A 15,930-nucleotide genomic window follows, 5' to 3' on the forward strand; every position below is an offset into this window, starting at 1 on the left:
TACAATTACATTGCAATTAAATAAGTAATTGTAAAAAATGCCATAATTCGATAAAATCAACGAAAATATACTCGGCATTTTCGAAAGGAGCTGCTGATATTGAAGCAGTATGAAGCAAAAAAAATACTTAACATTGCAATAGCAGGTCATTCCGGCTCAGGTAAAACTTCAGTAGCCGAGGCGATGCTGTATGTTGCAGGTGCAAACGACAGGCTTGGAAAAATCAGCGACGGCAACACGGTACTTGACTGTGACCCGGAGGAAATAAAAAGAAAGGCGTCTATTGTAACGGCTGTTGCACCACTGGAATGGAAAAACTACAAGATTAATTTAATAGATACTCCCGGACTCTTTGATTTTGAGGGAGGACTCAGAGAGGGTATGCGTGCGGCTGACACCGCAATGATTGTAGTTTCCGGCAAAAGCGGAGTAAACGTAGGCACTGAAAAGGCTGTTAAGGCAGCTACTGACGCAGGGTTGACAAAGGTGTTCTTTGTAAACGGACTTTGTGACGAAAGCGCAAGATTCTACCGTGTTTTTGAAACACTTAAGGCTCAGTTCGGTCCGTCTGTTTGCCCCGTTGTAGTTCCTTATATAGTTGACGGTCAGGCTAATTGCTACATAAACCTTCTTGAGTACAAGGCTTATCTGTATGAAAACGGAAAGATGACTCAAACAGCAATGCCTGATATGGGAGATCGCCTTGAAGGACTCAGAACAGCTATTAATGAGGCTGTTGCAGAAACAAGCGATGAAATGTTTGAAAAATATTTCAGCGGTGAGGAGTTTACGCCGGAAGAGATTATTGTCGGAGTAAGCCATGGTATTAAAAACGGCACAATCAGCCCTGTATTTTGTGGTGACGCACAAAATACCTTTGGTATTGATCAGCTATTAAACGGAATTATATGGCTTGCACCAAATGCGGCTGACAAGAGCTCTGAGCTTGCGCTTGACCCGAACGGTGAGCCTGTGGAGCTTGCGGTAAATGATAATGCTGCAACAGCTGCGCTTGTGTTCAAGACTGTGGCTGACCCGTTTGTCGGCAAACTTTCTTATTTCAAGGTTATCAGCGGCAAGGTGTCACCTGAGCTGCCGCTTGTGAATATGCGCACAGGAGAGTCGGAGCGCATAAATAAAGTTCTTATAATAAAGGGCAAAAAGCAGGAGGAAGTGCCGTATGTCGGCGCCGGCGACATTGGCGCTGTTGCAAAGCTGCAAAACACTAAGACAGGCGATACGCTTTGTTCACCTGCAAGAAAGGTTGTTCTTGAAAAGATTGATTACCCAACGCCGTGTTATTCTATGGCTATCTACCCGAAGACGAAGGGTGAGGAGGATAAGGTAGCTCAGGCGGTTATGAAGATAATGGAAGAGGACCCGACAATCACACTGACAAACAACAAGGAAACAAAGCAAATGATAGTTTCGGGTCTTGGCGAGCAGCATCTTGATGTGCTTGTAGCTAAGGTTAAGACAAAGTACGGAGTAGACGTTCTTCTTGAGGAGCCGAAGGTTGCCTACCGTGAAACAATCCGCAAGAAGGTTCAGGCACAAGGCAGACACAAGAAGCAGTCGGGCGGTCACGGACAGTTTGGCGATGTTTGGATTGAGTTTGAGCCGTTCGATTGCGAGGACCTTGAGTTTGCCGAGAGAGTTGTCGGCGGAGCAGTGCCAAAGGGATATTTCCCGGCGGTTGAAAAGGGTCTGCGTGAGTCCATTAAAAAGGGTGTACTTGCAGGCTACCCGGTAGTGGGCATTAAGGCTACGCTTTATGACGGTTCATATCATCCGGTTGACTCGTCAGAAATGTCATTTAAGACTGCGGCTTCAATAGCATACAAGAACGGCTTGCCAAACGCTAACCCGACATTGCTTGAGCCTATCGGAACGCTAAAGGCAGTTGTGCCGGACGGTAATATGGGCGATATTATGGGCGAGGTAAACAAGCGCCGAGGCAGAGTATTGGGAATGAATCCTGCTGAGGGTGGTATGCAGATTGTTGAGGCAGAGGTACCTATGGCTGAGATGCACGATTTTGCTACGTATATCCGCCAAGTAACTCAGGGCAGAGGCTCATTCACATTTGATTTTGTTCGCTATGAAGACGTACCTGCTCACATTGCGCAGAAGATTATAGAGAGTGCAAAGTCTGAATAAGATTCTAACTATTTTTTGATAAACCGTTTTTTCATTTTCTCTCCTTTGACAGCACAGGCCTTTTGACCTGTGCTGCTTTCATTTTGGGGCAAAAAAAGCAATGCCGTAAGCTTAACGGCATTGCAGTGAAATTGTGTTATATTTGTTATATAATGGTTTAGGCAAGTGAAGCCTTAACCGCAGCAACAAGCTCGTTCATTGCGTTATAATCAAGCTCAGGAGTTAAATCAATATCTCCGTCTGCCTTGAACGCCATCTTTGCAACAAGCTTGTCAATCTTGTTTGTGCCGTCGGGATGAAGCTCGCCGCCGAAGCACTTAACGCACAGTGCGTGTTCCTTAAGAGCAGGAGTAAAGTTTATTTCAAGCTGGCGGTTGATGTTTTCCTCGTCGGTAAAGCCGCAGCACATAAACAGTGCAACTTTTTTTGTGAGAAGATTTTCCTCCTCCTCTTCAATAAATTTACTGACAGCGGCGGTGATGTGCCCCATTCTGACGCTACCGCCAATGATTACCGTGCTGTACGGAGAAAGCTCAATTTTAATTCCGTCACGTGCGTTAACCAAGGTAACGGGTTCGCCCAGCTTGTCTGCTATGTATTTGGCGCATTTTTCAGATGTGCCTGTTTTTGTTCCGTAAACAATAAGAACGGACATCATAAATCCCCATTTCAAATTTGTTTATAGTCATATGTGTATGTTTGTACCATTATATTTTACAATTTTATCGGCTGAAAAGCAACAGGGAAAAAGTAAAAAACGTATATATTTAAAATTCAAGAAAACTGTCAAGATATTCAAAAGGCTGCTGCCGCAAATGCGGTGAGCAGCCTTTAATCAGTGCTTTGTATCAGCTTTAATTATCCGAACAGAGCTGAGCTTATATGATTTGTAATTTCATACGGTATAATCTCAACCAATTACTCATTTGTGTAAGAGTAATCATCACCGGAGTAGTCGTTGCCGGAGTCATCGTTATACGAGTAATCTTCGCTTGAGTTGTCATAGCCGGAATCGTCATTATATGAATACTCATCGTCTGTGTAATCATTACCGGAACTATCACCGGAGTAATTGCCATCTGTGTTTTCGTTGGTTGAGGAATCATCGTAGGTTTCATCTGAACTGTTTGTTGTCTGATAGTCAGATGAATCAGCCCCGCCGATAGTGGAGGTTGAGTCTGTGTTATAGCTGCCTGTGCCGCTGTTTGAGATAAGTGTTTTCATTGCAGTGAGCTGGGTGCTGTCATTAGCTGACATTATGCTGTTAAGGAAGAGTACGTTTTTTATTCCGTTTGCATTGCAGTATTCTGCAAGATTGCCGTCAAAGTAGCGGAAGTCGATAACGTGAACCTCGTCATAATTGTATGCAAGATAAGGAGCAAATGCGCTGCCGTAGGAGTCCTTAACGAGAGCGATTTTGTTGCCTGATGCGATGTCGGGATTGTCGATGACAGTTAAAGGGTTGTCGCCCCAAAGGAATACTTCGTAGGCACTGCTGTCGGACTCAATATTTTCGTTATACATTCCAACGTCAATAGCGTCGCTGTTGCCCTGTGTAAAAAGCTTGCAGATGTAATAACCCGAAAAAGTGTAATAGTCAACGTAGTCTGGGTTAGCCTTGAGAATATCTGACTGTGAGCTTGTATAGAAAGAGCCTAAGAAGTTCTCAATTGTGCTTTTCTGCATTGCGGTAAGCTGAAGCGGTGTAATTCCCGCCGCCTTTGCAAAGGTTGTGTATGCATAGTATGAGCCAAGTCCTGTCCAGTGGTGGTCTGTGTTGAAATAGATGTACTCAGTCTTGTGAGAATTGAGTGAATCGTAAACGTCAACCGGCTTGATATCTTTTGATAGGTTCTTATAAACGGCTGTTGTGTTGTCACGCTGAGAGGTTACGCCCTGCTCTGTTTTGACCTTGTTTGCCTCTCTCGGACATAAGCCGAATTCGCTGTGGTTAGGCACAACCATATTGTAAACGGTAATATCGCTGCCGAGCGTTTCCTTGAGGCTGTTTATAGTGTCGGCATAATTTTTTGCTGTGTTATTGCTGCCGTAGAAAAGCTCAAAAGCCTTGTTGTCCCAAAAATACAGCGAGCTTTTTTCATCAAGCTGACCCTCCTTGCCATTGTCGGCAATTTCTTTAACAGATGAGTTTGATGCCTTTTCGGTTGGGGGTTCGGTAGCGGCTGAGGTAGGCTTGGTTGCGTTTGTAGCTGATGAGCTGCCTGAACAGGAAAGACAGCTGTTTATGGAAAATATTAATATGAGTACAATTGCCACTAAAATTGCAATTGCGGCTGTTACAATAATTATTCTGTTTCTGCGGCGTTTTTTCAGACGTTCTTTGCGCCTGCGTTCTTCACGCTTTATATACCGTTCATCGTAGTTTCGGTCATTTCTGTCGTCACGTCTGCGGTGATTATAGTCTGACACAATAATTCCTCCTTTTATTTTGAAATCGCTTTTGATTATTATACAATATGCGCTTATTGTTTTCAACAAAAATCGCCGTTTTGTGCGGATAAAAATCGTCCGAGGCGGTGAAGCCTCGGACGTAAACTATAAACATTACTATTAAATATCAAGAAAAATCTTAGCAATCTGAAAGTACATTAAAAGCGATATTGCGTCGACAGCCGTTGTGATGAACGGGCTTGCCATAACCGCAGGGTCAAAGCCTATTTTTTTTGCAATCATAGGTAAGGTACAGCCGATTATTTTTGCAACCAACACGGTACATATCAGGGTCAGGCAAACGACAAGTGCAACATAAAAGCCCACTTGGTCAATAAGCATAAGCTTTGCAAAGTTTGCAACAGCAAGTGTTACGCCGCACAGCAGTGCAACACGGCACTCTTTAAAAATAACTCCGGGCATATCACGGAATTTTATTTCGTCAAGGGATAGTCCACGAATAATTGTAACCGATGCCTGACTACCGGAGTTGCCGCCTGTATCCATAAGCATAGGAATGAAGGCGGTCAGTGCAACCTGAACGGCAAGAGCGTCCTCATAGGAGGAGATTATCCAGCCTGTGAAGGTTGCTGAAATCATAAGAATCAGCAGCCAGGGAATACGCTTTGCGTAGGTTTCAAAAACTCCTGTTTTCATATACGGCTTATCACTCGGCGTAATAGCCGCCATCACTTCCATATCCTCTGTTGTTTCCTCCTGCATAACGTCAATAGCATCATCAACAGTTACAATGCCGACAAGGCGGTTTTCACCGTCAACAACGGGGATAGCGAGAAAGTCATATTTGTTGAATTTTTTTGCAACCTGCTCCTGGTCATCAAGCGTATTTACGGAGATAACATTCGGCTCCATAATTTCTGTAATAATTTCGTCCTCGTCTGACAGGAGAAGAGTTTTAATGGAAATCATTCCGATAAGCTTGCGGTTATCGTCAATTACATAGCAGGTGTAGATTGTTTCCTTGTCAACGCCTGTTCTGCGTATTCTCTTTATAGAGTCGCTTACGGTCATTGTTGGTCGCAGGCTGACAAACTCAGTTGTCATAATGCTGCCTGCGCTGTCCTCGGGGTAGTTCAAAACCTCGTTTATCTTCTTGCGAACCTCCGGGTCTGCCTGCCTGAGTATTCTCATAACTACGTTAGCCGGCATTTCCTCAATAAGGTCAACGGCATCATCGACATAAAGCTCATCGACAACCTCTTTAAGCTCTGTGTCGCTGAAGCCGTGTATAAGCATTTCCTGTGCTTCGTCATCCATTTCGACAAAGGTATCAGCAGCAAGTTCCTTTGGCAGAAGCCTGAACAAAAGCGGCAGGCTCTCCTCAGGCATTTCGTCAAACATAGTGGCTATATCGACAGGCTGAAGCGTTATAAAAATATCCCTCAGCGTGGCGTATCTTTTGTTTTCAAGCAGCCGCTCAATTGACGACTGAAGCGATGCGACTGCTCTTGTGCTTGTGTTTTGCTCCATGATGCATCCTCCTAATTCACAAAATTGGGTAATAATTAGGCTGAGCACCACACCGTTATTTATTTAAATAAATGCTGTATAATTTACAGCAAGGCAAAAAAATGGTGCAGACGCACCGTAAATTTGCCTGCAACTTCGGTATGGCGCCGTATTACCGCTGCCTCCTGCGTCCATTTTTTTCACCTGCCTAAATTAAAAGATAATAATAAAAAGCCGTTTCCCTACGACTTTATATTTACTATTCTATTTTATACTTAAAATGCAAAAAAGTCAAATAAAATACAGGTGTGTTTTTTGTAAAATACTCAGTGAATAGCCGCCTCCTTTTCGGAAACGGCAGCTAAATTTTTTTGGGGTTTTCACTGCGACAGACAAGGTAGTCAAGGCTTGTGTTATAGTAGTCGGCAAGCTTTACAAGAAGGCTCAGCGGAATTTCACGCTCGCCCCTTTCATACTTTGAGTAAAGCGACCGGTCACACATAAGAATTTTTGAAATCTTTTTTTGCGTTAAGTCATGGTCCTCACGCAAATCCTTAATCCTTAATTAAGTATCATCACCAATACGATTATAAAATAGTACAATTTGTCCTATTGGCATTTAGGACTAATTGTCCTAAAATATACTTGTAAGTGGTTATGCTGATAAAAATAAGCTGAAAAAATATAAGATGATGGTTATTATTTTATTGACTTTTATAGTGTTACATAATAAAATATTGTTGAAAATATTTTTAATATTTCTATATGTTTTATGCAGATTTTGAAAACGAGGGCTAAAAAATCAAATAACGGAGGTTGATTTTATGAGAACAAAAATAAGAAAAGCTGTGTCTGTGCTGCTTGCGGCGGTGATGATGCTTAGTGTTATCTGCGCAGGTACGGCAAGCGTTGGTGCGGTTGGAGATGTTGAAGTTGTTGAAGTCGAGAGCTGCGGTGATTACCAATACACCGTACTTGATGATGGCACTGCCGAAATAATCGGATATGAGGGAACCGATATGGAGGTTGTTATACCCGATGAATTGGATGGGAAAATTGTTACAAGAATTGGCGACAGAGCCTTTGCCGGCTCCGGCAGCTTAACAGGTGTAGTAATATCTGAGAATGTTGCAAATATAGGCAGTTATGCATTTGTTGATTGCGAACAGTTAGGGTATGCTGTAATTCCGAACAGTGTTGTAAGCATTGGTGAAAAAGCTTTTGGTTATACCTTGTTAGACGGAGAATACATAGTATTTGAGGAATTTCTCATTATGGGATTTCCGAAAACAGCGGCTGAGGAATACGCAAATAACAACGGCTTAATGCTTTTTGACTTAAGCCAGTTGCCTCAGGACAATCGCAGTGCTTTAGAGAGTATGTTAGAAATTTGCGCTCAGAATGACGAGTATCCTCTTGAATACTGGTACTCAATTTATACAAAAGAAAGTTATGACGCTTATCTTGCGGTAGTAGAAAAAGCGGAGCAGCTGCTTGCTGACGAAAATGCAACCGATGAGGATTATGGGGCAATGCTTGATGAGTTATATTTAGCTATTGACAATCTTGTTTATATTGATAACCCTGAACCAATCAAACCTGACAGACCTCAGCCATATTTCAGTGGCGGAAAGATATATTGGGAATGTCCTTGGAAAAATGCCAAGGCTGCATACTGCCATGTTTTCGGCTCAGACGGGTCATGGCTTTATGACTGGCAGACAGATGAAGAAAAAATGAAAGACGAGGGAAACGGTCTGTGGAGCTACGAAATACCTGAAGGTTCTTATGATTTGGTTATCTTCTCAATCGACACAGGCGTACAGACCTATGAGGTTGTACTGACGGACGAAAACATCGGAGATACAGCAATAACAGATACAAATGAAATGATTGAAAACCCGATAGACCCAAATTTGACTCAAAATAAAACAACGTGGAAGAGCGGTGTTAACGGACCGCATATGGCAATAACCTCAGAAGGAAATGTTGTCGGCGATGTTCTCTGTCCGACAGAAAGCGGAGCAGGTATGGTTGCTGACTTTATTGTATGGAATCTTATGATTGCTCCTGATAATGTAACAACAGAGGTTCTTGAAAATGCTATGAGTAAAGCGGATACAAATGCTGCGGAGGTTGTTGCGGAACTTGAGAAATATCAGAATTTTGATATGCTTGATGAGGCAAAGGAGCTTTTGGGCTACACAGAGCCTGTTTTCGGCGATGTAACGGGCGATGGTGTGGTGTCTTTGGTTGATGCAATAGATATTCAGAAAACCGCCTTGACAATTAAGGAGCTTACAGGACAGGCTGCATCTAATGCTGATATGAACGGCGACGGCAAAATCAGCGTGCTTGACGCTATTATGGCGCAAAAGACAGCTCTTGGAATGGCAGTTTAATTCAAAATTTGTTATACCGGATTTTTAATAATTTACGGCAGAGCCGCTTGTGTTTTTTGGCACAGGCGGCTTTGTTGTTTTTGCACGAAATTGCAAGGAGATAAATATTTCCTGCAAAAAGTTGCGAAAAATGGTGATAAAACCCTTAAAAACTCTTTATTCTGCAACTTTTAATAATTTTGTTGCATAAAAATCTTGACAAGGCTATATGTATATGATAAAGTTTATCTTAGGCGAGTTGCCCTGCATTAATATGTTAAGTGCAGCTTAGATTAAGCCGCAGCAAATAAGGCAATTTAACGTAAATTTGTTTTACATTTTCAATTTTTAATTGAATATATATCAAGGATAAAGGGGTAGGTGACACTGATGGATAACTTCAGAAATCAGGAACCGTTTGTCAAGCAGGGTCTTTATGACCCTCGCTTTGAGCACGATAACTGCGGAATAGGGTCCGTGGTTAACATCAAGGGTATAAAATCACGCCGAGTTGTTGATGATGCTCTGAGCATTGTTGAAACGCTGGAGCACCGTGCAGGTAAGGATGCAGAGGGCAAAACAGGCGACGGCGTAGGTATACTCTTGCAGATTTCTCATGAGTTTTTCAAGGAAGAAACAGCAAAGCTCGGCTTTGACATAGGGCAGGAGAGGGACTACGGCATAGGTATGTTCTTCTTCCCGCAGAACGAGCTTAAAAGAAGACAGGCTATGAAGCTGTTTGAGATAATCGCCCGTAAGGAGGGACTTGAATTCCTCGGCTGGCGAGATGTGCCTACTGAACCCTCTGTTATCGGTCAAAAGGCGCTCGACAGTATGCCGTGCATTATGCAGGCGTTTATTAAGCGCCCGACAAATGTTGAAAAGGGACTGCCGTTTGACAGAAAGCTTTATATTGTCAGACGTGTGTTTGAGCAGAGTAACGAGAATACATATGTTGTATCCCTTTCGAGCAGAACCATTGTATATAAGGGTATGTTCCTTGTTAAAGAGCTTCGCCGCTTTTTCTTTGATTTGCAAAGCGAAAAATATACATCTGCTATTGCAACTGTTCACAGCCGCTTCAGCACAAACACAAACCCGAGCTGGCAGAAGGCTCACCCGAACCGTATTATCGTTCATAATGGTGAGATTAACACAATCACAGGTAACGCCGACAGAATGCTTGCCCGTGAGGAATCTGTGTCCTGTGACTTGCTTGACGATGATATGGATAAAATCTTCCCAATTGTTGATACAAACGGCTCTGACTCGGCACGTCTTGATAATGCGCTTGAGTTTATGATGATGGCAGGTATGCCCTTGCCGCTTGCTGTTATGATTACAATTCCTGAGCCGTGGAAAAACAACAAGACTATTTCAACGGCAAAAAGAGATTTTTACCAGTACTACGCAACAATGATGGAGCCTTGGGACGGCCCTGCTTCTATCATTTTCTCAGACGGTGATATTATGGGTGCCGTGCTTGACCGCAACGGCTTAAGACCTTCCCGTTACTACATCACAAAGGACGGCTTCCTTGTTCTTTCGTCTGAGGTTGGCTGTATTAATATACCGCCCGAAGATGTTCTTGTTAAGGAGCGTCTGCGTCCGGGCAAAATGCTTTTGGTTGACACAACAAAGGGCGAGCTTATTGACGACGCCGATTTAAAGGATTACTACGCCACCAGACAGCCTTACGGCGAGTGGCTTGACCAGAACCTTGTATATCTCAAGGATTTGAAAATTCCGAACAAGGGCGTTGTTCATATTGACAACGAGCAGCTTGTAAGACTGCAAAAGGCATTCGGCTACACGTATGAGCAAGTCAGAACAAGCATCCTGCCGATGGCGAAAAACGGCAGCGAGCCAATTGCCGCAATGGGATCCGACAGCCCGATTCCGCCGCTTTCTAAGGTCGATGGTCCGTTGTTCAACTACTTTAAGCAGCTTTTTGCACAGGTTACAAACCCCCCGTTTGACTCAATTCGTGAGGAAATTGTTACCGATACAAGCGTGCATCTTGGCAGCGACGGTAATATACTTGTTGAAAAGCCGGAAAACTGCCATGTGCTTAAGATACACAACCCGATTCTTACAAACACTGATATGCTTAAAATTAAGAATATGAATGTTCCGGGTCTTAAGACAGCGGTTATTCCTATAACCTATTATAAAAATACAAGCCTTGAAAAGGCTATTGCACACCTTTTCCTTAAGGTTGATAAGGAGTATAAGGAGGGTGCAAATATCATCATTCTGTCTGACCGTGACGTTGACGAGTACCACGTTGCTATTCCGTCATTGCTTGCGGTATCAGCTTTGCAGCAGCACCTGGTTTCTACTAAGAAAAGAACATCAGTATCAATGATTCTTGAAAGTGCAGAGCCTTGCGAGGTTCATCATTTTGCAACTCTGCTGGGTTACGGTGCTTGTGCTATCAACCCGTATCTTGCGCAGGAAACAATCCGCAATCTTGTTGAAACAGGCGCACTCGACAAGGATTACTATGCGGCGGTTAACGATTACAACGATTCCGTACTTCACGGCATAGTTAAGATTGCTTCAAAAATGGGTATTTCAACAATTCAGTCATACCTTGGCTCTAAAATTTTTGAGGCTATCGGAATTTCAAAGGAGGTTATCGACAAGTACTTCACCAACACGGTAAGCCGTGTCGGCGGTATTACGCTTGACGATATTTCCAGCCGCAGTGAAAGACTTCACGCAGCTGCATTTGACCCACTTGGACTCAATGTTGTTTTGGAGGTTGACAGCACCGGCAGCCACAAGCTGAGAAGCGGCAAGGAGGAACACCTTTACAACCCTGAAACAATTCACCTTTTGCAGGAATCGACAAAAACGTGCAATTACGATATGTTCAAGCAGTATTCTGCGGCTATTACCCGTGAGGATAGGCATATGAACCTGCGCAGTCTGCTTGACTTCAAATTCCCCGAGGACGGCGGAATTCCGATTGATGAGGTTGAAAGCGTTGAGAGCATTTGCCGCCGCTTTAAGACAGGCGCAATGTCCTATGGCTCAATTTCGCAGGAGGCGCACGAAACAATGGCTATCGCCATGAATAAAATCGGAGGTAAGTCGAACTCCGGTGAAGGCGGCGAGGACACCGAGCGACTGACAGTTGGCAAGGACGGACTTGACAGATGCAGTGCTATCAAGCAGGTGGCGTCCGGACGTTTCGGCGTAACTTCAGAATATCTTGTAAGCGCAAAGGAAATTCAGATAAAAATGGCACAGGGCGCAAAGCCGGGCGAGGGCGGACATCTTCCCGGTAAGAAGGTTTATCCGTGGATAGCAAAGACAAGACACTCTACTCCGGGTGTAAGCCTTATTTCACCGCCTCCTCACCACGATATTTACTCTATCGAGGACTTGGCACAGCTTATTTATGACCTTAAAAATGCAAACAAGGACGCAAGAATTTCCGTTAAGCTTGTTTCAGAAGCAGGCGTAGGAACAGTTGCCGCTGGTGTTGCCAAGGCAGGTGCAGGCGTTGTGCTTATTTCAGGTTGTGACGGCGGTACGGGTGCTGCTCCGAGAAACTCAATCTACAACGCAGGACTTCCTTGGGAGCTTGGACTTGCGGAAACACACCAGACGCTTATTATGAACGGTCTGCGTTCAAAGGTTGTTATAGAAACAGACGGCAAGCTTATGACAGGCAGAGATGTTCTTGTTGCGGCTTTGCTTGGCGCTGAAGAGTATGGCTTTGCAACCGCTCCGCTTGTAACAATGGGCTGTGTAATGATGAGGGTATGTAACCTTGACACTTGTCCTGTTGGTATTGCAACGCAGAACCCTGAGCTTAGAAAGAGATTCAAGGGCAAGCCGGAATATATAATCAACTTTATGCACTTCATCGCTCAGGAGCTAAGAGAGTATATGGCTCGCCTTGGCATAAGAACAGTTGACGAGCTTGTCGGCAGATCTGACCTTCTTGTTGTTAAGAAAGCAGAGGAGAATTCGAGGGAGTCTAAGCTTGACCTAAGCCGTATCCTCAACAACCCGTATGTTAATACAGACGCTCCGAGAACCTTTATCCCTGAGGATAAATATGACTTTGAGCTTGAAAAAACTGTTGACGAGAGAGTAATTCTCAAGAAAATGGCAACTGCCCTTAAGAACAAGACAAAGAGAGCCATTGAAATTGAGGTTACTAACACCGACCGTTCAGTTGGCACAATCTTCGGAAGTGAGATTACAAAGCGTTTCCACGATAACACACTTGAGGACGATTACTTCACTGTTAAATGTATCGGTGCAGGCGGACAGAGCTTTGGCGCATTTATTCCGAAGGGTCTGACCCTTGAGCTTGACGGCGAAAGCAACGACTACTTCGGCAAGGGCTTGTCGGGTGGTAAGCTTATAGTTTATCCGCCGAAGGGTTCAACCTTTAAGAGAGATGAGAACATCATCATCGGCAATGTTGCTCTTTACGGTGCAACAAGCGGTAAGGCGTTCATCAGCGGCGTTGCAGGCGAGAGATTCTGCGTAAGAAACTCGGGCGCTATTGCAGTTGTTGAGGGTGTAGGCGACCACGGCTGTGAATATATGACAGGCGGTCGTGTTGTTGTGCTTGGCAAAACAGGCAAAAACTTTGCGGCAGGTATGAGCGGCGGTATAGCCTATGTTCTTGATGAGGATTCAAGTCTTTACCGCAATATGAATAAAGAGATGGTATCTATAAGCGGCGTTACGGAAAAGTATGACGTTGTAGAGCTTAAGGAAATCATCGCAGAGCACGTTAAGGCAACAGGTTCGCCAAAGGGACGAGAGGTTCTTGATAACTTTGAAAAGTACCTGCCTAAGTTCAAGAAGGTGCTCCCGAACGATTACGCAAAGATGATGCAGGCTATCTTCCTTATGGAGGAAAAGGGTATGAGCCCGGAGCAGGCGAAAATTGAAGCGTTCTATATGAATACAAAATCTTAAGGAGGCGGCTGCAATGGGAAAACCAACAGGTTTTTTGGATTATATCAGAAGAGATAACGAGGGCACCGGTCCTCTTGAAAGAATAAAGAATTATAACGAATTTCACACACCGATGATGCTTGAGGAAAGACGTCAGCAGGCGGCAAGGTGTATGGATTGCGGCGTTCCGTTTTGCCAGAACGGTCAGCCGATTATGGGAATGGTTTCAGGGTGCCCGCTTAACAACCTTATCCCTGAATGGAATGACTTAATCTTTACGGGCGAGTTTGACGCCGCCGCACACAGACTGTTTTTGACAAACAATTTTCCTGAATTCACTTCAAGGGTTTGTCCTGCTTTGTGTGAGGCTGCGTGTACCTGTGGCTTGAACGGAAGTCCGGTAACCGTAAAGGAAAATGAGAATTTTATTGTTGAAAATGCATTTGCTACGGGCAAAATAAAGCCGAATCCGCCGCAGCTGAGAACAGGCAAGAAGGTTGCCGTTATTGGTTCCGGTCCGTCCGGTATGGCGTGTGCTGTTCAGCTTAACCAGAGAGGCCACAGTGTTACCATTTATGAAAAGGACGACAGAATCGGCGGACTTTTGATGTACGGTATTCCGAATATGAAGCTTGAAAAGCAAGTTATTGACAGACGAGTTGAGCTTATGAAGGCAGACGGTATAAGCTTTGTGACAAATGCTAATGTCGGAGAAGATATTGATGCCCGTTCATTGCTTGACGAATATGATGCTGTTGTGCTTTGCTGCGGCGCAGGAAATCCAAGGGATATTAACGCACCGGGCAGAGATGCACAGGGAATTTACTTTGCCGTTGATTATTTAAAGGCTACAACAAAGAGCCTGCTCGACTCCAACTTTGAGGATGGAAATTATATTTCCGCAAAGGATAAGAGCGTTGTTATTATAGGCGGCGGTGACACAGGCAATGACTGTGTTGGTACTGCAATACGTCAGGGATGCTCAGCGGTTGTTCAGCTTGAGATGATGCCGAAGCTGCCTGACAGCAGAGCAGAAAATAATCCGTGGCCTGAGTGGCCGAGGGTCTGCAAGACAGACTACGGTCAGCAGGAGGCAATTGCGGTGTTCGGCTCTGACCCACGCCGTTATCAGACTACCGTTAAGGAGTTTGTAAAGGACGAAGAGGGTAAGCTGAAGGGCGTTGTAACTGTGAACCTTGTGTTTGAATATGACGAGGAAGCAGGCAGAAACGTGATGAAGGAAGTTGAGGGCAGCGAGCAGTTCATTGAAGCGCAGCTTGTTTTGATTGCCGCAGGCTTCTTAGGTCCGAAGCAGTATATACCTGAGGCATTCGGAGTTGACACAAACAACCGCAGTAATGTCGCAACACCGCAAGGCAAATTCAGCACAAGTGTTGAAAAGGTGTTTGCAGCAGGAGATATGCGAAGAGGTCAGTCGCTTGTAGTTTGGGCGATAAGAGAGGGCAGAGATGCTGCCGCAGAGGTTGACGAGTATCTTATGGGATACACCTGCCTGTGATTTAAAAAATAAATATATGCTTAAAAAAATCGGCACAGGATTACACCTGTGCCAATTTTATGTTATATTTAAAATTCAGATTTTAAAGCTCGTCAAATAAGCTCAGTTGACGGCAAGACTGCTTATCCTCAAAACGGTGCAGATATGCGAATATTTCGTTTATGTCTGTTTTGATACCGTTTTCACCGCATCGCCGATATAGCAAAGTCATAAGTTCTTGGTTTTTAGGACTCGGTAAGTCATAGCTTTGAGCGTAGGTCTTGATGTATCTTTCCTTAAGCCCCGGAAAGCTTTTGTCAAGCGCCGCATAGAAATACTCACGGTTGCCCTCCCTGAGAGTGAGTTCCATATCAAAGCAGATTATCCCATAAACCTCGGACTTTACACAGCAGTCGATTATTCCGTTTATATTATCCTCAGTATCGTTGATAAACGGCAGTATCGGAGTAAGCCAGACTACGGTTGGAATACCGTTGTCACGCAGGGTTTCAAGCATTTTTACACGCTCGGCAGTTGTACTGACGTTAGGTTCAATTATTCTGCAAAGATTTTCATCATAGGTTGTCAGTGTTGTTTGAACAACGCATTTTGTTTTACTGTTTATCCTGACAAGCAAGTCAAGATCTCTTAATAAGCGAGTCGATTTTGTGTGAAGAACAGCACCGCAGCCGTATTTTTCAATCAGCTCAAGAGAACGCCTTGTGTGCCGGAGCTTATATTCAAGAGGAATATACTTGCTCCGGTTGAAATCATACACCTTTTTCGCTTGCGTTTAAGGGCGGTTTCAAGAAGCTCAAGCGCATTTGCTTTAACCTCTATGTCCTCAAAAGCATGGTTCATTTGGTAGCAGCGGCTGCGGGCGTCGCAATAAATGCATCCGTGCTGGCAGCCTCGGTATAAATTCATACCGTTATCGGGTGATAAAATGCCTTTGACGTTTTTGTAATGCAATGCATATCCTCCAAAAAATTTCGCAGCAATACACAGCCGGTAAATACTCTGCCATTGAGCCTTTGG

General features: G+C 44.2%; 8 protein-coding genes and 1 pseudogene. 4 read left to right on the forward strand and 5 right to left on the reverse strand.

Translation table 11 applies throughout. From position 1 onward, the window contains the following. Positions 1-99 precede the first annotated feature (99 nt). On the forward strand, positions 100-2,160 hold the full coding sequence (locus GMA13_RS00220; RefSeq protein ID WP_255882160.1) for a translation factor GTPase family protein: 2,061 nt from the start codon (positions 100-102) through the stop codon (positions 2,158-2,160). Between the two features lie 157 nt (positions 2,161-2,317). On the opposite strand, the gene GMA13_RS00225 is transcribed toward GMA13_RS00220, so the two are convergent. The 4 genes from GMA13_RS00225 to GMA13_RS00240 form a co-directional block, all read right to left on the reverse strand. Beyond that, entirely contained in the window at positions 2,318-2,815 is a 498-nt protein-coding gene (locus GMA13_RS00225) for a flavodoxin domain-containing protein (RefSeq protein WP_255882161.1), read from the reverse strand. Between the two features lie 263 nt (positions 2,816-3,078). Then, entirely contained in the window at positions 3,079-4,590 is a 1,512-nt protein-coding gene (locus GMA13_RS00230) for a DHHW family protein (protein ID WP_255882162.1), read from the reverse strand. 141 nt (positions 4,591-4,731) lie between these two features. After that, positions 4,732-6,102 (reverse strand): magnesium transporter, encoded by a 1,371-nt coding sequence (gene mgtE / locus GMA13_RS00235; RefSeq protein ID WP_255882163.1) that lies wholly within the window; start codon positions 6,100-6,102, stop codon positions 4,732-4,734. A 340-nt stretch (positions 6,103-6,442) separates the two neighbouring features. Next, positions 6,443-6,631 (reverse strand): helix-turn-helix domain-containing protein, encoded by a 189-nt coding sequence (locus tag GMA13_RS00240; RefSeq protein WP_255882165.1) that lies wholly within the window; start codon positions 6,629-6,631, stop codon positions 6,443-6,445. Between the two features lie 274 nt (positions 6,632-6,905). Here GMA13_RS00240 and GMA13_RS00245 point away from each other — a divergent pair, with 274 nt between their 5' ends. The 3 genes from GMA13_RS00245 (at position 6,906) to GMA13_RS00255 (ending at position 14,913) form a co-directional block, all read left to right on the forward strand. Then, complete coding sequence (locus GMA13_RS00245) at positions 6,906-8,483, forward strand: leucine-rich repeat protein (RefSeq protein ID WP_255882166.1); 1,578 nt, start codon at positions 6,906-6,908, stop codon at positions 8,481-8,483. A 369-nt stretch (positions 8,484-8,852) separates the two neighbouring features. After that, positions 8,853-13,415: a glutamate synthase large subunit gene (gene gltB / locus GMA13_RS00250; RefSeq protein ID WP_255882167.1), complete on the forward strand. Its 4,563-nt coding sequence runs from the start codon at positions 8,853-8,855 to the stop codon at positions 13,413-13,415. 13 nt (positions 13,416-13,428) lie between these two features. After that, complete coding sequence (locus GMA13_RS00255; RefSeq protein ID WP_255882168.1) at positions 13,429-14,913, forward strand: glutamate synthase subunit beta; 1,485 nt, start codon at positions 13,429-13,431, stop codon at positions 14,911-14,913. An 82-nt stretch (positions 14,914-14,995) separates the two neighbouring features. Here GMA13_RS00255 and GMA13_RS00260 read toward each other — a convergent pair. Further along, positions 14,996-15,864, reverse strand: a pseudogene (locus GMA13_RS00260) (radical SAM protein). Positions 15,865-15,930: the final 66 nt, after the last annotated feature.

It is taken from the genome of Ruminococcus sp. zg-924, from assembly GCF_024433635.1.
GTDB lineage: Bacteria > Bacillota > Clostridia > Oscillospirales > Acutalibacteraceae > UBA7067.